Annotated in this window: 18 protein-coding genes; 15 read left to right on the top strand and 3 right to left on the bottom strand. The window is 71.4% G+C overall.

Annotated elements, in window-relative coordinates; genetic code table 11:
• Nucleotides 1–514 precede the first annotated feature (514 nt).
• Complete coding sequence (locus ACWGKJ_RS31145) at nucleotides 515–1,141, top strand: vitamin K epoxide reductase family protein (RefSeq protein ID WP_385020012.1); 627 nt, start codon at nucleotides 515–517, stop codon at nucleotides 1,139–1,141.
• Nucleotides 1,142–1,219: 78 nt separating this feature from the next.
• Complete coding sequence (locus ACWGKJ_RS31140; protein ID WP_385020009.1) at nucleotides 1,220–2,587, top strand: replication-associated recombination protein A; 1,368 nt, start codon at nucleotides 1,220–1,222, stop codon at nucleotides 2,585–2,587.
• A gap of 64 nt (nucleotides 2,588–2,651) precedes the next feature.
• Here ACWGKJ_RS31140 and ACWGKJ_RS31135 read toward each other — a convergent pair whose 3' ends face one another.
• Nucleotides 2,652–3,332, bottom strand: coding sequence for a DUF2470 domain-containing protein (locus ACWGKJ_RS31135; protein ID WP_385020149.1), 681 nt, complete (start codon nucleotides 3,330–3,332; stop codon nucleotides 2,652–2,654).
• Between the two features lie 186 nt (nucleotides 3,333–3,518).
• Between ACWGKJ_RS31135 and rpsD the strand changes: the two genes are divergently transcribed.
• Nucleotides 3,519–4,133: a 30S ribosomal protein S4 gene (gene rpsD, locus ACWGKJ_RS31130; protein ID WP_164265384.1), complete on the top strand. Its 615-nt coding sequence runs from the start codon at nucleotides 3,519–3,521 to the stop codon at nucleotides 4,131–4,133.
• Here rpsD and ACWGKJ_RS31125 read toward each other — a convergent pair.
• On the bottom strand, nucleotides 4,121–6,280 hold the full coding sequence (locus tag ACWGKJ_RS31125) for an ATP-binding protein (RefSeq protein ID WP_385020006.1): 2,160 nt from the start codon (nucleotides 6,278–6,280) through the stop codon (nucleotides 4,121–4,123). The two genes, rpsD and ACWGKJ_RS31125, sit on opposite strands and share 13 nt — an antisense overlap.
• Before the next feature lie 169 nt (nucleotides 6,281–6,449).
• Between ACWGKJ_RS31125 and ACWGKJ_RS31120 the strand changes: the two genes are divergently transcribed.
• The 6 genes from ACWGKJ_RS31120 (at nucleotide 6,450) to ACWGKJ_RS31095 (ending at nucleotide 13,207) form a co-directional block, all read left to right on the top strand.
• On the top strand, nucleotides 6,450–6,878 hold the full coding sequence (locus tag ACWGKJ_RS31120) for a DUF948 domain-containing protein (protein ID WP_385020003.1): 429 nt from the start codon (nucleotides 6,450–6,452) through the stop codon (nucleotides 6,876–6,878).
• Between the two features lie 7 nt (nucleotides 6,879–6,885).
• On the top strand, nucleotides 6,886–7,200 hold the full coding sequence (locus ACWGKJ_RS31115; protein ID WP_385020000.1) for a hypothetical protein: 315 nt from the start codon (nucleotides 6,886–6,888) through the stop codon (nucleotides 7,198–7,200).
• Entirely contained in the window at nucleotides 7,200–9,869 is a 2,670-nt protein-coding gene (gene alaS, locus ACWGKJ_RS31110; RefSeq protein ID WP_385019997.1) for an alanine--tRNA ligase, read from the top strand. The genes ACWGKJ_RS31115 and alaS overlap by 1 nt, the downstream gene beginning before the upstream one ends.
• Nucleotides 9,869–10,333 carry a Holliday junction resolvase RuvX gene (gene ruvX, locus ACWGKJ_RS31105; RefSeq protein WP_453315878.1) on the top strand — a complete coding sequence of 155 codons (465 nt, stop codon included), beginning with the start codon at nucleotides 9,869–9,871 and terminating at the stop codon, nucleotides 10,331–10,333. The genes alaS and ruvX overlap by 1 nt, the downstream gene beginning before the upstream one ends.
• Before the next feature lie 101 nt (nucleotides 10,334–10,434).
• Entirely contained in the window at nucleotides 10,435–12,387 is a 1,953-nt protein-coding gene (mltG, locus tag ACWGKJ_RS31100) for an endolytic transglycosylase MltG (protein WP_385019990.1), read from the top strand.
• A complete protein-coding gene (locus ACWGKJ_RS31095) occupies nucleotides 12,365–13,207 on the top strand; it encodes a shikimate dehydrogenase (protein WP_385019987.1) in 843 nt (280 codons plus the stop codon). The genes mltG and ACWGKJ_RS31095 overlap by 23 nt, the downstream gene beginning before the upstream one ends.
• Nucleotides 13,208–13,331: 124 nt before the next feature.
• On the opposite strand, the gene ACWGKJ_RS31090 is transcribed toward ACWGKJ_RS31095, so the two are convergent.
• Nucleotides 13,332–13,706 carry a hypothetical protein gene (locus ACWGKJ_RS31090; RefSeq protein ID WP_385019984.1) on the bottom strand — a complete coding sequence of 125 codons (375 nt, stop codon included), beginning with the start codon at nucleotides 13,704–13,706 and terminating at the stop codon, nucleotides 13,332–13,334.
• 267 nt (nucleotides 13,707–13,973) lie between these two features.
• On the opposite strand from ACWGKJ_RS31090, the gene aroC reads away from it, so the two are divergent.
• The 6 genes from aroC to ACWGKJ_RS31060 all read left to right on the top strand — a co-directional run bounded on the left by aroC (nucleotide 13,974) and on the right by ACWGKJ_RS31060 (nucleotide 19,409).
• Nucleotides 13,974–15,158, top strand: a complete 1,185-nt coding sequence (aroC, locus tag ACWGKJ_RS31085) for a chorismate synthase (protein ID WP_385019981.1) — start codon at nucleotides 13,974–13,976, stop codon at nucleotides 15,156–15,158.
• Nucleotides 15,155–15,712, top strand: a complete 558-nt coding sequence (locus tag ACWGKJ_RS31080) for a shikimate kinase (protein WP_453315877.1) — start codon at nucleotides 15,155–15,157, stop codon at nucleotides 15,710–15,712. Before aroC ends, ACWGKJ_RS31080 begins: the two co-directional genes overlap by 4 nt.
• Nucleotides 15,709–16,803, top strand: a complete 1,095-nt coding sequence (aroB, locus tag ACWGKJ_RS31075; protein ID WP_385019978.1) for a 3-dehydroquinate synthase — start codon at nucleotides 15,709–15,711, stop codon at nucleotides 16,801–16,803. Before ACWGKJ_RS31080 ends, aroB begins: the two co-directional genes overlap by 4 nt.
• Complete coding sequence (aroQ, locus tag ACWGKJ_RS31070) at nucleotides 16,800–17,240, top strand: type II 3-dehydroquinate dehydratase (protein ID WP_385019975.1); 441 nt, start codon at nucleotides 16,800–16,802, stop codon at nucleotides 17,238–17,240. Before aroB ends, aroQ begins: the two co-directional genes overlap by 4 nt.
• A gap of 111 nt (nucleotides 17,241–17,351) precedes the next feature.
• On the top strand, nucleotides 17,352–18,200 hold the full coding sequence (locus tag ACWGKJ_RS31065; protein ID WP_385019972.1) for a Pro-rich N-terminal domain-containing protein: 849 nt from the start codon (nucleotides 17,352–17,354) through the stop codon (nucleotides 18,198–18,200).
• Between the two features lie 102 nt (nucleotides 18,201–18,302).
• Nucleotides 18,303–19,409, top strand: a complete 1,107-nt coding sequence (locus ACWGKJ_RS31060; protein WP_385019969.1) for an aminopeptidase P family protein — start codon at nucleotides 18,303–18,305, stop codon at nucleotides 19,407–19,409.
• The last annotated feature ends 7 nt before the right edge of the window (nucleotides 19,410–19,416 follow it).

Genomic DNA, 19,416 nt, shown 5'->3' with positions numbered 1-19,416 from the left:
CCGCTGATCCCGGCCCCCCCGCCGAGGCGGGCCCATCGCCGGTCCCGGCCCGCGGCCCGGACGGAGACGCTCCGTCCGGGCCGCGGACGTCAACCCGGTGAGTCCGGTCCATCCGTCCGGGGAATTGCTACGCATGATCGCCGGGTACGGTTTCACGGCGGCCGGACCGGTCCCCGCACCGGGTGGCCCGGCCGCGCACCGGAAGCGGCGCTCCGTGCCCGCGCACCGGAACCTCCGGCGCCGGCTCCTCGGACGCCCGCCGCCCCGGAGGGCTGCTCCGCCACGAAAGCCCAGGTCGCACCGGGTCGGGTCGGCCCGACCGCGACGACACCGCCGTACCGCGGGACCGCCGGCGGCCCCCGGCCGTACGCCTCACCGCACTGCGGAGCCACGGGCCGGGCGGCCCGCTCCGTACGGGTACGCGCGTCTCCTTATCTCTATCGAACAGTGCGGACCCCGTGCGGTGCGGCACAATGAGCCTGCCCACAGGCCACAGGAGCGATGGATCGGCATGATGACGACGACAGTGGTTGATGACGTGTCCGCGAAGCAGGACGGGAAGACCGGCGCGAGCCGTGCCTTCGGCTGGCTCCTGGTGATCTCCGGTGCCGCCGGTCTCCTGGCGGCGTGGGTCATCACCCTCGACGAGTTCAAGCTCCTGAAGAACCCGAACTTCACCCCCGGCTGCAGCCTCAACCCGGTGGTGTCCTGCGGCAACGTGATGAAGAGCGCGCAGGCCTCCGTCTTCGGCTTCCCCAATCCGATGCTGGGGCTCGCCACCTACGCCGTGGTGATCGCCGTCGGGATGAGCCTGATCGCGGGCGGGCGCTACAGCCGCTGGTACTGGCTGACGTTCAACGCGGGCTGCCTCTTCGGCGTCGGATTCGTCAGCTGGCTCCAGTACCAGTCCCTGTACAACATCAACTCGCTCTGCCTCTGGTGCTGCCTGGCCTGGGTGGGCACGATCACCCTCTTCTGGTACGTCACCTCGCACAACATCCGGCACGGCCTGCTGGCCGCCCCCGGCTGGCTGCGGAGCTTCTTCGGCGAGTTCACCTGGGTGCTCCCCGTCCTGCACATCGGGATCATCGGCATGCTGATCCTCACCCGCTGGTGGGACTTCTGGACCGGGGCGCACTGACCTCGGCGGACACGGCGGCGGGCGGGCCGGTCACCGGCCCCGGCGGCGTTGTCAGTGGGGTGACATAGGGTTTTCTCCGTGGAACCCGATCTGTTCACCGCCGCGGCCGAAGAGCGCCAGGAGAAGGACCCGTCCAGCAGCCCCCTGGCTGTACGGATGCGCCCGCGCACCCTGGACGAAGTAGTGGGGCAGCAGCATCTGCTCAAGCAGGGTTCACCGCTGCGACGGCTCGTCGGCGAGTCCGGCGGCGGGCCCGCCGGGCCCTCGTCGGTGCTGCTCTGGGGGCCGCCGGGCATCGGCAAGACGACCCTCGCCTATGTCGTGAGCCAGGCCACCAAGAAGCGGTTCGTCGAGCTCTCCGCCATCACCGCGGGCGTCAAGGAGGTGCGTGCCGTCATCGACGGCGCGCGCCGGGCCTCGGGGGGTTACGGCAAGGAGACCGTCCTCTTCCTCGACGAGATCCACCGCTTCAGCAAGGCCCAGCAGGACTCACTGCTCCCCGCGGTGGAGAACCGCTGGGTCACGCTGGTCGCCGCGACCACCGAGAATCCGTACTTCTCGATCATCTCGCCGCTGCTCTCCCGGTCCCTGCTGCTCACACTGGAACCGCTCACCGACGACGATCTGCGCGCGTTGCTGCACCGGGCGCTCTCCGAGGAGCGCGGACTCGGCGGCGCCGTCACGCTGGCCCCCGAGGCCGAGACCCATCTGCTGCGGATCGCCGGCGGTGACGCCCGCCGCGCTCTCACCGCGCTCGAAGCGGCAGCCGGCGCCGCGATGGCCAAGTCCGATCAGGAGATCACGCTCGCCACGCTGGAGGAGACGGTCGACCGCGCCGCCGTGGCGTACGACCGGGACGGCGACCAGCACTACGACGTGGCGAGCGCCCTGATCAAGTCGATCCGGGGCTCGGACGTGGACGCGGCCCTGCACTATCTGGCCCGGATGATCGAGGCGGGGGAGGACCCGAGGTTCATCGCCAGGCGGCTGATGATCTCCGCGAGCGAGGACATCGGTCTCGCCGATCCCACCGCGCTGCCGACCGCGGTCGCCGCCGCCCAGGCGGTCGCGCTGATCGGTTTCCCCGAGGCCGCGCTCACCCTCAGCCATGCCACGATCGCGCTGGCGCTCGCCCCGAAGTCCAATGCCGCGACCACTGCTATCTCCGCCGCCCGCGCCGATGTGCGCGCCGGTCTGGTCGGCCCGGTCCCGGCCCATCTGCGCGACGGGCACTACAAGGGCGCTGCCAAGCTCGGCCACGCCCAGGGCTACGTCTATCCGCACGACGTCCCGGGCGCCATCGCCGCCCAGCAGTACGCCCCGGACTCCGTGCGGGGCAAGCGCTACTACGAGCCCACCCGGTACGGCGCCGAGGCGCGCTACGCGGACGTGGTCGAGAAGGTGCGGGAGCGGCTGTCGGGCGAGGGCGGGGACGGGCGCCGGTGAGGGCGGGCCGTCAGGCCGGCCTCAGTGCGGACGGCGGCCCGGGCCTGTGACAGGCGCGCCGGTCTCACTCCGCCGCCGCGTCGAAGAGCGTGTGCATGGCCCGGCGCAGTCCGGTCACATCGCTCACCGGCTCGGGGAAGTCGAAGCGCGCGTCGAAGCACCGCGTCCCGGTGAACCGCACCCGCAGCCCGAACCGGTCGAGCGCCAGCGGTACCGCTGCCGTCCCGTCCGGGACCCGGTCGCCGAGCAGCCGCCCCAAGCCGCTCACCTGGCCGCCGTGGGCGGAGTGCAGATGCTGGAGCAGCTCGGCCTCATGGCCGGCGAGCGGATCGGCCACGGCCTCCGCGAACTCCTCGGGCTCCGCGCTCCCGTGCCCCCAGAGGTCGTCCACGTACACCTCCCCGACCTCCAGCCGCAGCATCATCCGGCCGGGAGCCGCCATACCGGGTACGGAGGTGAGCCAGCCGGAGACCCAGGCCCGGCCGCGGATCCGGTGGGGCACGGAGACCGGCGCGACATCTGTGATCTCCAGCACCGCGGACAGCTCGTCGTCCTGCGCGTGGGTCGCCGCCCGGACGGCGGGCGAGGCGGCGGGGAAGAGCAGATACAGCTCCCCGTCGGGGCCTGTGCTGCGGGTGAGCGGGACCAGCTGGTCGCTGAGGGCCGCTTCGACCCCGGTCACCAGCAGTACCGCGGAGCAGGTACTCTGTACGAGAGTTCGTGTGCGCTCGGCTGCTGACGGCATCCGGGCGGTTTCAAGTCCGCTGGGACGCGGCTGACCACGATCTGATCGGACCTCCGTCGCGTCGACGCCCAGAGCGTCGGCCTTCTTTGTGCTGTCCGTGATGTGACTGGTGTTCCCCGGACGAGACATGCGATCTCCTTGAGTAAGGTGAGCCTAACCTAACCCAACCATGGAGGTTTGGAGAACGTGCCTAACCAGTCGCGTCCCAAGGTCAAGAAGTCGCGCGCGCTCGGTATCGCGCTGACGCCGAAGGCTGTCAAGTACTTCGAGGCCCGTCCGTACCCGCCGGGCGAGCACGGCCGTGGCCGCAAGCAGAACTCGGACTACAAGGTCCGTCTGCTGGAGAAGCAGCGTCTGCGCGCCCAGTACGACATCAGCGAGCGCCAGATGGCCCGCGCCTACGACCGCGCCAAGAAGGCCGAAGGCAAGACCGGCGAGGCGCTGGTCGTCGAGCTGGAGCGCCGTCTCGACGCCCTGGTCCTGCGTTCGGGCATCGCCCGCACCATCTACCAGGCCCGCCAGATGGTCGTCCACGGTCACATCCAGGTCAACGGCGGCAAGGTCGACAAGCCGTCGTTCCGCGTCCGTCCCGACGACGTCGTGATGGTCCGCGAGCGCAGCCGCGAGAAGGTCCCCTTCCAGGTCGCCCGTGAGGGTGGCTACGACACCGAGGGCGAGACCCCGCGCTACCTCCAGGTGAACCTGAAGGCCCTGGCCTTCCGCCTGGACCGCGACCCGAACCGCAAGGAAATCCCGGTCATCTGCGACGAGCAGCTGGTCGTCGAGTACTACGCCCGCTGATCCGGACGTACCTCGCGCTTCACCGCTTCGGCCCGTCGTTCCCTCGCTCCTCGCGGAGCAGGGGGCGGCGGGTCTTCGCGTGCCGCGGGGCCGTGCAGTGCACGCGCCACCGCGGCTTCCCGGCCCAGCCGTGCGCCCCGGGCCAGGAAACTCTCGTACACCTCGGGACCCAGCTTGGTGCGGGACCCCTCCTCGCACCGCTGGTGGGACGCGTTGAAGTGCGCCGAGCCGAAGAGCGGCAGCCCCACCGACGTCCAGAGCCGCCCCGCCGCGCCCTGCAGCAGCGCGGCCTCCGTGGCCTCGCCGCGCTCCAGGGTGAGCAGCGCCATCAGTTCCAGCGCGAGTACCGTGCCCAGCTGATCGTGGAAGGTGTTGCTGATGGCCAGGCACTCCGCGAGCAGCTCGCGGGAGCGTGCGGACCGGCCGCCGGACCAGGCTTCGAAGGCCAGCACATACAGCGCGTACGCCCGCGCCCAGCGCTCCCCGTGGTCCTCGCAGACCGTCACGACGTCCTCGCAGATGGCGGCCGCCTCGGCGAGCCGGCCGCGGAAGCACACCGCCATCGCCAGCTCCACCTGCCCCATCAGGACATTGCTGTTGAGCTCGCCGAGCTCCTGGTACCGGCCGATCGCCTCGCGCAGCAACTCCTCGGCGCGCGGCATGTCATCGGTGACCAGCGCCAGACAGCCGGTCCTGTGCAGCGCGTACGCCGCCGCCACCGCGTCATCGGTGTGCTGCGCCCCCTCGTGGCACTCCTGCAATGCGGCCACCGCGGCCACCGCGTCCCCCTGGAGCACCGCCACGTACCCCAGGACCCAGAGCGCCTTGAGCCGCGCGCCGTCGTGCCCGCCGTCCGGGCCCAGCACATGGTCCAGCCAGTGCCGGCCCTCGGCGAGGCGGCCGCAGCCCACCCAGTAGAACCAGAGCGTGCCCGCCAGGTACTGCGCCAGATGTACGTCCTGCGGGTGTTCCAGCGAGAACTCCAGTGCGCCCCGCAGACTGGGCAGTTCACTGTCCACCCGGGCCGCGATCGCGGCCTGCCGGGGGCTGAACCAGTCCAGCTCGCACCAGGTGGCAAGGCCCAGGAACCAGTCGCGGTGGCGCCGTCTGAGCCGCTCGGTGTCCCCGGTACCGGCGAGCCACTGCGCCCCGTAGTCACGGATCGTGCCGAGCATCCGGTAGCGCACGCCCGCCGGGGTGTCCTCCCGTACCAGCACGGACTGGGCGAGCAGTTCGTCCAGCACCTCCAGGACGGAGTCGGACGGCAGTTCCGGGCCGCCGCAGATGTACTCGGCCGCCTCCAGGTCGAACGGCCCGGGGAAGACGGAGAGCCGCGCCCAGAGCAACCGCTGTTCCGCGGTGCAGAGTTCATGGCTCCAGCCGATGGCCGTGCGCAGCGTCCGGTGGCGCGGCAGTACCCCCCTGCCGCCGCCGGTCAGCAGTCTGAACCGGTCGTCGAGCCTGGCCAGCACCTGCTCGGCCGAGAGGGCCCGCATCCGCCCCGCCGCCAGCTCCAGCGCAAGCGGGATCCCGTCCAGCCGCCTGCAGATCTCCGCCACCCGCGCGGTGTCCTCCCGGGCGAACCGGAACCCCGGCCGCCCGGCCGAGACACGGTCGGTGAAGAGCCGTACGGCATCCCGCTCCCGCATCGGCGCCAGCGGGAGGGTCAGCTCGCCCTCGATCTCCAGGGGCCGCCGGCCGACCGCGATCACCCGCAGCCCCGGTGCGCCGCGCAACAGCCCGAGGAGCAGTTCGGCGCACGCGTCGACCAGGAATTCGAAGCCGTCGACCACGAACAGCAGCTCGCGGCCCGCGAGATGGCCGGCCAGCACCTCGCGCGGCGGCCTGCTCGTGTGGTCGGTCAGCCCCAGCGCCTCGACCAGGGTGTGCTCGATCAGCTCCGGGTCGCGCAGCGCGGACAGCTCGGCCATCCGCACCCCATCGCAGAACCGTTCCTGCAGAGTCCTGGCCACCTGCGTCACCAGCCGTGTCTTGCCCACGCCGCCGACGCCGACCACGGTGACCAGCCGGGAGGATCCGATGAGTTTTTTCAGCTCGGCAGCCTCGGCCCTGCGCCCCACGAACCGGTTGAGCTCTGCGGGAAGGCTTCCGGGAACGGCCCGCTGGCCGGTCGAGTCGCGTTGCATAGAACACGGAGAGTACGTGGAGGGCAGCACTACGTACAATCCGATGCCGGAACCCCGGGCACGCACAGCGGATATCCGGTACAGGGGCGCAGTCCCGGCGCGATAGGCTCGGAGACCACAATCGACGTGACCAACGACGTGACTTCCGACGACCAGAGAGCGGTGCAACGTGTCCGGTGGAGAGGTGGCCGGCATCCTGGTGGCCGTCTTCTGGGCGATCCTGGTCTCCTTCCTCGCCGTGGTGCTGGTGAGGCTGGCCCAGACGCTCAGGACGACCACCAAGCTGGTGGCGGACGTGACGGAGCAGGCGGTGCCGCTGCTCGCCGACGCCTCGAATGCCGTCCGTTCGGCGCAGACCCAGCTGGAGCGGGTCGACGCCATCGCGACCGACGTCCAGGAGGTCACCTCCAACGCGTCGGCGCTCTCCACGACCGTCGCATCGACCTTCGGCGGACCGCTGGTGAAGGTGGCGGCCTTTGGCTACGGCGTCCGCCGGGCCCTCGGGCGCAAGACCGAGGCGGAGCCGGAGATCCGGCGCGGCCCGGTGATCGCCGGCCGCACGGTACCGGCCGCCCGGCGCAGGAAGCGGAAGGGCTGACGCTGCAATGTTCCGCCGTACGTTCTGGTTCGCCACCGGCGCCGCAGCCGGTGTGTGGGCCACCACCAAGGTCAACCGCAAGATCAGGCAGCTGAGCCCGGAGAGCCTCGCGGCGCAGGCGGCCAACAAGGCCGTCGACGCGGGGAACCGCCTGAAGGACTTCGCCGTCGACGTGCGGGCCGGCATGGTCCAGCGCGAGGCGGAGCTGGGGGAGGTCCTCGGTATCGACGCCCCGCCCGGACCGGCCCAGCTTCCCGCGCGGCGACGTCTCGCCGCCATCGAACACACCAAGCACTCGCACAACCGGAATGAGGACCACTGATGGAGTCGGCTGAAATTCGCCGCCGCTGGCTGAGCTTCTTCGAGGAGCGCGGGCACACCGTCGTCCCTTCGGCGTCGCTCATCGCGGACGACCCGACTCTGCTGCTCGTGCCCGCGGGCATGGTCCCGTTCAAGCCGTACTTCCTCGGCGAGGCCAAGCCGCCCGCCCCGCGCGCCACCAGCGTGCAGAAGTGTGTGCGCACGCCGGACATCGAAGAGGTCGGCAAGACCACCCGGCACGGCACGTTCTTCCAGATGTGCGGGAACTTCTCCTTCGGCGACTACTTCAAGGAAGGCGCCATCCAGTACGCCTGGGAGCTGCTCACCAGCTCCGTGGCGGACGGTGGCTACGGCCTCGACCCGGAGCGGCTCTGGATCACCGTCTACCTGGACGACGACGAGGCCGAGCAGATCTGGCGCGAGAAGATCGGCGTACCGGCCGAGCGCATCCAGCGGCTGGGCAAGCAGGACAACTTCTGGTCCATGGGCGTCCCCGGACCCTGCGGACCGTGCTCCGAGATCAACTACGACCGCGGCCCGGAGTTCGGCGTCGAGGGCGGCCCGGCCGTCAACGACGAGCGGTACGTGGAGATCTGGAACCTGGTCTTCATGCAGTTCGAGCGCGGCGCGGGCGACGGGAAGGAGGACTTCCCGATCCTCGGCGACCTGCCGTCCAAGAACATCGACACCGGCCTCGGCCTGGAACGCCTGGCGATGATCCTCCAGGACGTCCCCAACCTGTACGAGATCGACACCTCCCGGGTCGTCATCGACAAGGCCACCGAGCTGACCGGCGTCAGGTACGGCCAGGCCGGGCACTCGGACGTCTCGCTGCGCGTCGTCACCGACCACATGCGTACCTCCGTGATGCTCATCGGGGACGGCGTGACCCCCGGCAACGAGGGCCGCGGCTACGTCCTGCGCCGCATCATGCGCCGGGCCATCCGCAACATGCGGCTCCTCGGCGCCACCGGACCGGTCGTCGCCGAGCTGGTCGACACCGTGATCAACACCATGGGCCACCAGTACCCGGAGCTGGTCACCGACCGCAAGCGCATCGAGACCGTCGCCCTCGCCGAGGAGGCCGCCTTCGTCAAGACGCTGAAGGCCGGCACCAACATCCTCGACACCGCCGTCAGCGAGACCAAGGCGGCCGGCGGCGCGGTACTCGCCGGTGACAAGGCGTTCCTGCTCCACGACACCTGGGGCTTCCCGATCGACCTCACGCTGGAGATGGCCGCCGAACAGGGCGTCTCCGTGGACGAGGACGGCTTCCGGCGGCTGATGAAGGAACAGCGCGAGCGCGCCAAGGCCGACGCCAGGTCCAAGAAGACCGGCCACGCCGACCTCTCCGCCTACCGCGCCGTCGCCGACCGCTCGGGCGCCACCGAGTTCACCGGATACACCTCGACCGAGGGCGAGTCGACCATCGTCGGACTGCTCGTCGACGGGGTACCGTCGCCCGCCGCCACCGAGGGCGACGAGGTCGAGATCGTCCTCGACCGGACCCCGTTCTATGCCGAGGGCGGCGGCCAGCTCGCCGACACCGGCCGGATCAGGCTCGACTCGGGTGCCGTCGTGGAGGTCCGTGACGTCCAGCAGCCGGTCCCCGGGGTCTCCGTGCACAAGGGTTCGGTCCAGGTGGGCGAGGTGACGGTCGGGGCCTCCGCCTACGCCGCCATCGACCAGCGCCGCCGCCGGGCCATCGCCCGCGCCCACAGCGCCACCCACCTCACCCACCAGGCACTGCGGGACGCCCTCGGCCCGACGGCCGCCCAGGCCGGTTCGGAGAACTCGCCCGGCCGCTTCCGCTTCGACTTCGGTTCGCCCAACGCCGTGCCCGGCACGGTCCTCACCGATGTCGAGCAGAAGATCAACGACGTCCTCTCCCATGAACTCGACGTCCAGGCCGAGGTCATGTCCATCGACGACGCCAAGAAGCAGGGCGCCATCGCCGAGTTCGGCGAGAAGTACGGCGAGCGCGTCCGGGTCGTCACCATCGGGGACTTCTCCAAGGAGCTCTGCGGCGGTACGCATGTCCACAACACCGCCCAGCTGGGGCTGGTGAAGCTGCTCGGTGAGTCCTCGATCGGCTCCGGAGTGCGCCGTATCGAGGCCCTGGTCGGGGTCGACGCGTACAACTTCCTGGCCCGTGAGCACACGGTCGTCGCCCAGCTCCAGGAGCTGGTCAAGGGCCGCTCCGACGAGCTGCCCGAGAAGATCTCCGGCATGCTCTCGAAGCTCAGGGACGCCGAGAAGGAGATCGAGAAGTTCCGCGCCGAGAAGGTCCTCCAGGCCGCCGCCGGGCTCGCCGCCGGGGCCAAGGACGTACGCGGTGTCGCCCTGGTCACCGGGCAGGTCCCGGACGGCACGGGCGCGGACGACCTGCGCAGGCTGGTTCTCGACGTACGGGGCCGTATCCAGGGCGACCGCCCCGCCGTGGTGGCCCTCTTCACCACGGCCAACGGCCGCCCGCTGACGGTCATCGCCACCAACGAGGCCGCCCGCGGCCGGGGTCTCAAGGCCGGTGAGCTGGTCAGGGCCGCCGCCAAGACTCTCGGCGGCGGCGGGGGCGGCAAGCCGGACGTCGCCCAGGGCGGCGGGCAGAACCCGGAGGCCATCGGCGACGCCGTGGCCGCCGTGGAGCGCCTGGTCGGAGAGACCGCCTGATGCGACGTGGCCGCCGGCTCGCGATCGATGTCGGGGACGCCAGGATCGGGGTCGCCTCGTGCGACCCCGACGGGGTTCTCGCCACCCCGGTGGAGACCGTTCCGGGACGTGATGTCCCGGCCGCGCACCGCCGGTTGAGGCAATTGGTCACCGAGTACGAACCGATCGAGGTCGTGGTCGGCCTTCCCCGTTCCCTGAATGGGGGAGAGGGCCCGGCGGCCGCCAAAGTCCGCGGATTCGCCCAGGAACTCGCTCGTGGTATTGCGCCCATTCCGGTGCGATTGATCGACGAGAGGATGACCACAGTGACAGCGGGTCAGAGTCTGCGCGCCTCAGGGGTAAAGTCCCGGAAGGGCCGTTCTGTCATCGACCAGGCGGCCGCCGTTGTCATCCTGCAGAATGCCCTGGAGTCCGAACGGACGTCAGGCGTTGCTCCAGGTGAGGGCGTCGAAGTGGTTGTCTGATCGCTGTACGGTAACGTTCCGCGCCACGCGGCGGTTTTCGAACGGCTGTCGCACTGCACAAGAGGCGGACCGTCCGGAGGCCTCGCGGCTCTAGGGGACCGATGACTGAGTATGGCCGGGGCGCAGGCTCCGAACCTTGGCATCCCGAGGATCCGTTGTACGGGGATCAGGGATGGGGAGGTCAGCAGGACGCCACCGGCCGGACGCCGTACGACGGTCAGGGACAGGGGCACACCGGGGCGCCCCAGTACGACCAGTACGGCAACCCGCTGTACAGCCGGCCGCAGGACCCGTACCAGCAGCAGTACCCGCAGCAGCACGGGCAGTACCCGCAGGGGCCGGAGCAGCACGGCGCGGACTCCGGCCAGTACGGAGTCCAGCAGGACCCGTACGGCGGAGGCGTGTACGGGCAGGACCAGGGCCAGTACGCCCGGGACCGGCAGGCGTATCCGCAGGACCCGGACCAGCAGCCGTACGCGCAGAATTCGAACGCCCAGCAGTATCCGCAGCAGGGGTACCAGCAGCAGGCCCCGTACCAGCAGCAGTATGCGCAGCCCCCGTACCAGCAGGAGCCGTATCCGCAGCAGGGCCCGCCCCAGCAGAACGGCGGCTGGGAGGGCGGGGCGCAGACCGGTGGGGCACAGGCCGGTGTGGCGTACGGGCCCGATCCGTACCCGCCGTACGGTGGCCAGCCGGTGCACCACCACGGGGAGAACCCCGATTTCTACCGGACGCCGGATGCCTATCCGCCGCCGCAGCCTCCCGGCCGCCGGGACGCGTGGCAGCAGGAGCCGCCGGCGGAGCCCGAGGCCGAGCCGGAGCCCCGGCACGAACCCGAGACGCATCCTTTCTTCACCGGAGCCGAAGCCCCGCTCGGCGGCGGCGATGACGACGACCCCGACCACTCCGACTACTCGGACGACCCCGACGAGAAGAGCGACGGTACCCGCGACCGCCGGGGCAGGACGGGGAAGCCCAAGCGCCGCAACGGCTGTGCCTGCCTCGTGATCTCCCTGGTCATGGTCGGCGGCCTCGCCGGTGCGGGTTATGTGGGCTACGGCTTCTACCAGGACCGCTACGCCCCGCCGCCGGACTACACCGGTGTGGGCAGCACCCCCGTCGAGGTCGAGGTCCCGCGGGGCACCGGGCTCGGCGGGATCGGCCGGCTGCTGAAGCAGAAGGGGATCGTCAAGAGCGTCCAGGCCTTCGTCACAGCGGCCGGGAAGAACCCGAAGGGCAAATCGCTCCAGGCGGGTGTGTACAGCCTCAACCAGCGGATGTCCGCGGAGAACGCCGTCATCGCGATGGTGGACCCGAACAGCCTGAGCCAGCTGATCATCCCGCCGGGCTGGCGGAACGCCACCGTGTACGCGGCCATCGACAAGCGGCTGGAACTGAAGGCCGGTACCACCGCCGGTATCGCCAAGTCGCAGGGCGGCAAACTGGGGCTGCCGGCCTGGGCCGAGGGGCACAAGAACCTCAAGGACCCCCTGGAGGGTTTCCTGGCCCCGGCGAGCTATCCGATCGCCAAGGGGATGAAGCCCGAGGACCTGCTCAAGAAGATGGTCGGCCAGGCGGACAAGGTGTACGGCGACGACAACCTGTCCGCCGCGGCGAGACGGCTGGGGCTCAAGGACCAGTTCCAGGTCGTCACCGTGGCGAGCCTCGTCCAGGCCGAGGGCAAGACCAAGGATGACTTCCGTCGCATGGCGGAGGTCATCTACAACCGCCTGAAGATCGGCAATTCACAGACCAATCAATTCCTCCAGTTCGACTCGACCTACAATTATCTGAAGAAGCAGAACAAGATCAATATCGGTGAAGCGGAAATCCACAAGAACATGGATCCGTACAACACCTATACGCAGCGCGGACTTCCGCCCGGACCCATTGGAAGCCCTGGCCCCGACGCACTCGCTGCTGCCCTGAATCCGACGAAGGACGGTTATCTCTACTTCGTATCGGTCGACGGACACCGAACCGGATTCACCAAGACCTATGCGGAGTTCATGAAATTGAAGAATCAGTTCAATGACAACCAGAATGGTGGCTGAGCCCCGCAGGGCGGCCGTTCTCGGCTCGCCCATCGCGCACTCGCTCTCGCCGGTGCTGCACCGCGCCGCGTACCGGGAACTCGGTCTGGACGACTGGTCGTACGACCGTTTCGAGGTGGACGAGGCGGCCCTGCCCGCATTCGCGGACGGGCTGGACGCGTCCTGGGCGGGGCTCTCGCTGACCATGCCGCTCAAACGGGCGGTCATCCCCCTGCTCGACGAGGTGACCGCGACGGCCGCTTCCGTCGAGGCGGTCAACACGGTGGTGTTCACATCCGACGGGCGCCGGGTCGGTGACAACACCGACATCCCCGGGATGATCGCCGCGATGCGGGAGCGCGGGGTCGAGAAGGTCGAGTCCGCCGCGGTGCTCGGCGCGGGTGCCACCGCCTCGTCCGCGCTGGCGGCACTCTCCCTCATCTGTACGGGCCCGGTCACCGCCTATGTCCGCAGCGCCGCCCGCGCCCAGGAGATGCGCGGCTGGGGCGAGCGGCTGGGGGTCGACGTACGGACGGCGGACTGGGCGGACGCCGCCGGCGCGCTCGACGCGCCGCTGGTCATCGCGACCACCCCGGCCGGTGCCACCGACACGCTCGCCGCCGAGGTCCCCGCCGCGCCCGGCACGCTCTTCGACGTGCTGTACGAACCGTGGCCGACGCCCCTCGCCACCGCCTGGCGGTCCCGCGGCGGAGCCGTCGTCGGGGGGCTCGATCTGCTGGTGCATCAGGCGGTGCTCCAGGTCGAGCAGATGACCGGATGTACGCCCGCGCCGCTGGCCGCGATGCGGGAAGCGGGGGAGCGGGCGCTCACCGCGCGGTGAGGACGGGCCGCTCCCGGGAGGCCGACGCCGGGCCCGCGGACCGGCGCGGCGGCTGCCCCCTGACCGGTGGCACGTACCGTCCGGGCCGGGGCACGTACCGATCCTGTGTCCGGTGGCGCGGGGGTCAGCCACGGCGCCGGAGGGCGATCCCCGTGCCGGCCGCGTAGTCCTGGGTCCAGCTGCGGCCTGCTCCGGATCTCCAGGTGACCTCGACGGAGTCGCCCAGGGCCCTGACCCGCTCCACCGTCATGGAGCGGTCGCCGTCCCTGACATCGCCGCGGCGCAGCTCCCGCGCCTCCACCGTGACCCGCTCGGCGGGCTCCGCACGCTCCGCCTCGTCCGCCGCCCGTACCAGCGCGGCGGCCAGCTCCCTGGCCTGCCCGGGGGAGCAGTGCAGCACGGTCCGCGCGCCCTGCGGCGACGGCCACGCGGTGAGCCGTACCCCTGCGGGACCCGCCGACAGGGCCATCCCCGCGCCGTCCCCGAGCTCCAGTTCCATGTGTTCTCCGCCTCTCCCGGGCAGCCCGGTCCGGAGCCGCCCCCGGCGCCGGCCGCCCACCTGCTCTCCGCATTGGAGCACACCGCACTTCCCGCACCCACACGCCGTGCGCCGGACCGGGCGGCGCCCGGACGGGCGGCAGCGGAGTCCGCCAGCTGGACCCGTGACCGTCCCGGGGTCCGGCCGTGGGAGGATCGGGTCAGGCGGGCCAGGGCCGCGCACCCGGTCGCGCCGTCGCAGATCGAGGCGCGAGCATGAGGAGCACCGTTGAGCAGGTTGCGTTGGCTGACCGCGGGGGAGTCGCACGGACCCGCACTGGTGGCGACGCTGGAGGGGCTTCCCGCCGGCATTTCGGTCACCACGGACATGGTGGCGGACGCGCTCGCCCGGCGGCGGCTCGGATACGGCCGCGGCGCCCGGATGAAGTTCGAGAAGGACGAGGTCACCTTCCTCGGCGGGGTCCGGCACGGGCTGACCATGGGCGGCCCGGTCGCCGTCATGGTCGGCAACACCGAGTGGCCCAAGTGGGAGAAGGTCATGTCGGCCGACCCGGTCGACCCCGACGAGCTGGCCCAGCTGGCCCGTAACGCCCCGCTGACCCGGCCCCGCCCCGGCCATGCCGACCTCGCGGGCATGCAGAAGTACGCACTGGACGAGGCCCGGCCGATCCTGGAGCGCGCCAGCGCCCGGGAGACGGCGGCCCGTGTCGCGCTGGGCACGGTGGCCCGCTCCTACCTGAAGGAGACCACCGGCATCGAGCTGGTCTCGCACGTGGTGGAGCTGGCCGGGGCGAAGGCTCCGTACGGTGTCGTGCCGGTCCCCGCCGACGAGGCGCGGCTGGACGAGGACCCGGTGCGCTGTCTGGACGCGGACGCGTCGAAGGCGATGGTCGCCGAGATCGACCAGGCCCACAAGGACGGTGACACCCTCGGCGGTGTGGTCGAGGTGCTCGCCTACGGCGTACCGGTCGGCCTCGGCTCGCACGTCCACTGGGACCGCAGGCTCGACGCCCGGCTCGCCTCCGCGCTGATGGGGATCCAGGCCATCAAGGGCGTCGAGGTCGGCGACGGCTTCGGCCTGGCCCGTGTGCCCGGCTCGCAGGCTCACGACGAGATCGTGCCGACCGCGGACGGTGTACGCCGCACATCCGGCCGCTCCGGCGGTACCGAGGGCGGTATGTCCACCGGTGAACTGCTGCGCGTACGGGCCGCGATGAAGCCGATCGCGACCGTGCCCCGTGCGCTCGCCACCATCGACGTGGCCACCGGTGAGGTCGCCGCCGCCCACCACCAGCGCTCGGACGTCTGCGCGGTGCCCGCCGCCGGTATCGTCGCCGAGGCCATGGTCGCGCTGGTCCTCGCCGACGCGGTCGCGGAGAAGTTCGGCGGCGACAGCGTGGGCGAGACCCGCCGCAACGTCCGGTCGTTCCTCGACAGCCTGCAGATCCGATGAGCGGGCCGCTGGTCGTCCTCGTCGGCCCGATGGGCGTCGGCAAGTCCACCGTCGGCGAGCTGCTCGCCGAGCGGCTCGGCACGGGCTACCGCGATACCGACGCCGACATCGTGGCGGCCGAGGGACGCTCCATCGCCGACATCTTCGTCGACGACGGCGAGGACCACTTCCGCGCCCTGGAGCGCGCCGCGGTGCGTGCGGCGGTCACCGGCCACACCGGCGTACTGTCGCTCGGCGGCGGCGCCGTCCTCGCCCCGTCCACCCGCGAACTCCTCGCGGGCCACCCCGTCGTCTACCTCTCCATGGACGTGGACGAAGCGGTCAAGCGCGTCGGACTCAACACCGCGCGCCCACTGCTCGCCGTCAACCCGCGCCGTCAGTGGCGCGAGCTGATGGACGCGAGGCGGCCCCTGTACACCGAAGTCGCCCGGGCCGTCGTAGCCACCGACGGCCGTGTCCCCGAAGAGGTCGCGGAGGCGGTCCTCGACGCCCTGGAGCTGCGGCTCCCCGCAGGGGACCCCACCCCGCCCCCCGGCCAGGAGAAGACCGTATGACGCAGGACGCCCCCATCCGTATCCAGGTCGGCGGCACCGACGGCCACGATCCGTACGAGGTGCTGGTCGGCCGTCAGCTTCTGGGCGAGCTGCCCACGCTGATCGGTGAACAGACCAGGCGAGTCGCCGTACTGCATCCCGAGGCGCTGGCCGAGACCGGCGAGGCGGTCCGCCAGGACCTCGCCGACCAGGGGTACGAGGCCATCGCGGTCCAGCTGCCCAATGCGGAGGAGGCCAAGACCGCCGAGGTCGCCGCCTACTGCTGGAAGGCGCTGGGCCAGACCGGATTCACCCGTACCGACGTCATCATCGGGGTGGGCGGCGGCGCCACCACCGACCTCGCCGGGTTCGTCGCGGCGACCTGGCTGCGCGGTGTGCGCTGGATCGCCGTGCCGACCACCGTGCTCGGCATGGTGGACGCGGCGGTCGGCGGCAAGACCGGCATCAACACCGCCGAGGGCAAGAACCTGGTCGGCGCCTTCCACCCGCCCGCCGGGGTGCTCTGCGACCTCGCCGCACTGGACTCGCTGCCGGTCAACGACTACGTCTCCGGGATGGCCGAGATCATCAAGGCCGGCTTCATCGCCGACCCGGCCATCCTCGACCTGGTGGAGTCCGACCCCGAGGGCGCCCGTACACCCGCGGGACCGCACACGGCCGAGCTGATCGAGCGCTCCATCCGGGTCAAGGCCGAGGTCGTCTCGAACGATCTGAAGGAGTCCGGGCTGCGGGAGATCCTCAACTACGGGCACACCCTCGCCCACGCCATCGAGAAGAACGAGCGCTACAAGTGGCGGCACGGCGCCGCCGTCTCGGTCGGCATGGTGTTCGCCGCCGAACTGGGGCGGCTCGCGGGCCGCCTGGACGACGCGACCGCCGACCGGCACAGCGCCGTACTGGCCTCCGTCGGTCTGCCGCTGACCTACCGGGGCGACCAGTGGCCGAAGCTGCTTGAGACGATGAAGGTCGACAAGAAGTCCCGGGGCAACGTCCTGCGCTTCATCGTCCTCGACGGACTCGCCAAGCCGACCGTCCTGGAGGGCCCCGACCCGGCCGTCCTGCTCGCCGCGTTCGGCGAGGTCTCCGCGTGAGCGCCCGCGTCCTCGTCCTCAACGGCCCGAACCTGGGCCGGCTGGGCTCCCGCGAGCCCGATGTCTACGGCGCGACCTCCTACGCGGGCCTCGTCGAGGCCTGCACCCTGCTGGGCAAGGAGCTCGGTCTCGATGTCGAGGTGCGCGAGACCAACGACGAGGGGGAGATGATCCGCTGGCTGCACGAGGCGGCCGACGGAGCGCTGCCCGTCGTCATCAACCCCGGTGCGTTCACGCACTATTCGTACGCGATGCGGGACGCTGCGGCCCAGCGCACCGCCCCGCTCATCGAGGTGCACATCTCGAATCCGTACGCCCGTGAGGAGTTCCGTCACAACTCCGTCATCGCCGCGGTCGCCAGCGGCACCGTCGCGGGCTTCGGGATCGGCTCCTACCGGCTCGCCCTGCGGGCGCTGGCGGGGGAACTCGCGGGCTGAGGAAGCCAGGTGGCCCTCACCGGCCCTCCCCGGCCGGTCACACGGTGCGGGCCGGGGAGGGTACCGTTCGGTACGGCAGACAGTCGGCTGAGCGAGACGGAGTGGCACCGGATGCAGCACGCTGTGGGAGCTCCGCTGCCGCCGCCCCCGCCGGGCGCCGCGGGCTGGGGCCAGAGCGCCCAGCAGGCCGGCGGCCCGCCGGGCTGGGTGGCACCGAACCAGCCCGTAACACCGAACCAGCCCGTGGCCCCGACCGGGCCGCCGCCCCCGCCGGGTGCGCCGCTCTCCCAGCCGCCGCCCGCGCCGCCGTCCATGGAGACGACCGGGCACGTCCAGCTGCCGCCCGGCGGTCCGGTGCCGCTGCCAGCCCCGCCCGCGGCCAGCGCACCGGCCGACACCGGGAACACCACGCTCGCCGTCCTCCTCATAGGACCGGCGGGCGCGGGCAAGACCACGGTCGCCCGGCACTGGGCGCGCAGCCGCCGGATGCCCACGTCGCACATCAGCCTCGATGACGTACGTGAGTGGGTCTGCTCCGGCTTCGCCGACCCCCAGACCGGCTGGAACGAGCACTCCGAAGCGCAGTACCGGCTGGCCCGCCGCACCTGCGGATTCGCCGCGCGCAACTTCCTGGCCAACGGCATCTCCTGCATCCTCGACGACGCGGTCTTCCCGGACCGCCCGGTCGTCGGCCTCGGCGGCTGGAAGCGCCATGTCGGCCCCGGTCTGCTGCCCGTCGTGCTCCTGCCCGGCCTGGAGGTCGTCCTGGAGCGCAACGCCGCCCGCAGCGGCAACCGCCGCCTCGGCGACGAGGAGGTCGCCCGGATCCACGGCCGGATGGCCGGCTGGTACGGCTCGGGGCTGCCGATCATCGACAACTCGGGTTACGACGTGGAGACCACGGCCCAGGTGCTCGACGACGTACTCGCCCGCTCCATCGCCTCCCCTCCGGCCTGGTGAAGCCCCTTTCCGGCCCGGTGAACCCTCCTCCCGCCCGGTGAAGCTCCACGGTCGGACGCGCTCGAACGGCCGAAAGCCGCTGCCGCTCCTAGGCTCGGAACCATGGCAGAGGTGTTTGCGGTCCGCCGGGCACGACTGCGCGACCGGTGCCTGGCAGCGGGCAGCGGCGCCGCACTGGTCTCCCGGCCGGCCAACGTCCGGTATCTCGCCGGTGCGGCCCCGGCGGGCGCGGTCCTGCTGCTGGGCCCCGAGGGCGATGTGCTCCTCTGCCCCGCCGGACCCACCCGCGACCCCCAGGAAGGCCGCCCCGACGAGAATCTGCGGATCACCGAGCTTCCCGCGCCGGGCGGCGACCCCGCGGTGGCCGCCGCCGGCCTGCTCACATCGGCGGGCGCCGTCTCGCTGGCGGTGGAGGAGCACCATCTGACCGTCGCCCGGCACCGGGCCCTGCACTCGGTGGCACCGCGGCTGCGTCTCGCCGATCTCGCCCGCGCCGTGGAGCAGCAGCGGATCATCAAGGACGAGGACGAGATCGGCTGTCTGCGCACCGCCGGGGAGATCACCGACCAGGCCCTCGGCGAGCTGCTCGAATCGATCCTCGTCGGGCGCACCGAGCGCCATCTCGCGTTGGAGCTGGAGCGCCGTCTCATCGACCACGGCGCCGCCGGGCCGGCTCTCCCGACCTCGGTCGCCACCGGACCCAACGCCGGGCTCGACGGCCACCGCCCGTCCGACCGCCGGGTCGAGGAGGGGGATCTGCTCTCCGTACGGCTCGGGGCCGTCTACCGCGGATACCGATGTGAGATCGGCCGGACGTTCGTCATCGGGACCGCACCGGCGGACTGGCAGATCGAGCTGTACGAGCTGGTCTTCGCGGCACAACGGGCAGGTCGGGAGGCTCTTGTGCCCGGTGCGGCCTGCCGGGACGTGGACCTCGCGGCACGCCATGTGCTGGAGGCCGCGGGCCATGGCGGGACCCTCGGTCCGTCGACCGGGCACGGTGTGGGGCTCGAAATCGATGAGGACCCGCAGCTGGCACCTGCGGCCATGGGTAAACTGGACGCTTGCGTGCCGGTCACCGTCGAACCGGGGGTCCACCTCCCTGGCCGGGGCGGAGTCCGGATCGATGACACGCTCGTCGTGCGCCCTGAGGCGGACGGCGGACCCGAGCTACTCACCATTACGACCAAGGAGCTGCTCGCCCTCTAGTGGCGTG

The sequence above is a fragment of the Streptomyces sp. NPDC054757 genome, from assembly GCF_053612185.1.
The sequence above is the reverse complement of the archived record's forward strand: the minus strand, read 5'-3'. Positions and strand labels throughout refer to the sequence as shown.

Bases quoted from the DNA above. Each gene is read 5' to 3' on its own strand.
- ACWGKJ_RS31060 (WP_385019969.1), top strand. From the start codon at position 18,303: ATGGCAGAGGTGTTTGCGGTCCGCCGGGCACGACTGCGCGACCGGTGC.
- aroB (WP_385019978.1), top strand. From the start codon at position 15,709: ATGACGCAGGACGCCCCCATCCGTATCCAGGTCGGCGGCACCGACGGC.
- ACWGKJ_RS31065 (WP_385019972.1), top strand. From the start codon at position 17,352: ATGCAGCACGCTGTGGGAGCTCCGCTGCCGCCGCCCCCGCCGGGCGCC.
- ACWGKJ_RS31095 (WP_385019987.1), top strand. From the start codon at position 12,365: ATGACAACCAGAATGGTGGCTGAGCCCCGCAGGGCGGCCGTTCTCGGC.
- ACWGKJ_RS31080 (WP_453315877.1), top strand. From the start codon at position 15,155: ATGAGCGGGCCGCTGGTCGTCCTCGTCGGCCCGATGGGCGTCGGCAAG.
- ACWGKJ_RS31115 (WP_385020000.1), top strand. From the start codon at position 6,886: ATGTTCCGCCGTACGTTCTGGTTCGCCACCGGCGCCGCAGCCGGTGTG.
- alaS (WP_385019997.1), top strand. From the start codon at position 7,200: ATGGAGTCGGCTGAAATTCGCCGCCGCTGGCTGAGCTTCTTCGAGGAG.
- ACWGKJ_RS31125 (WP_385020006.1), bottom strand. From the start codon at position 6,280: ATGCAACGCGACTCGACCGGCCAGCGGGCCGTTCCCGGAAGCCTTCCC.
- mltG (WP_385019990.1), top strand. From the start codon at position 10,435: ATGACTGAGTATGGCCGGGGCGCAGGCTCCGAACCTTGGCATCCCGAG.
- ACWGKJ_RS31135 (WP_385020149.1), bottom strand. From the start codon at position 3,332: ATGCCGTCAGCAGCCGAGCGCACACGAACTCTCGTACAGAGTACCTGC.
- ACWGKJ_RS31090 (WP_385019984.1), bottom strand. From the start codon at position 13,706: ATGGAACTGGAGCTCGGGGACGGCGCGGGGATGGCCCTGTCGGCGGGT.
- ACWGKJ_RS31145 (WP_385020012.1), top strand. From the start codon at position 515: ATGACGACGACAGTGGTTGATGACGTGTCCGCGAAGCAGGACGGGAAG.
- ruvX (WP_453315878.1), top strand. From the start codon at position 9,869: ATGCGACGTGGCCGCCGGCTCGCGATCGATGTCGGGGACGCCAGGATC.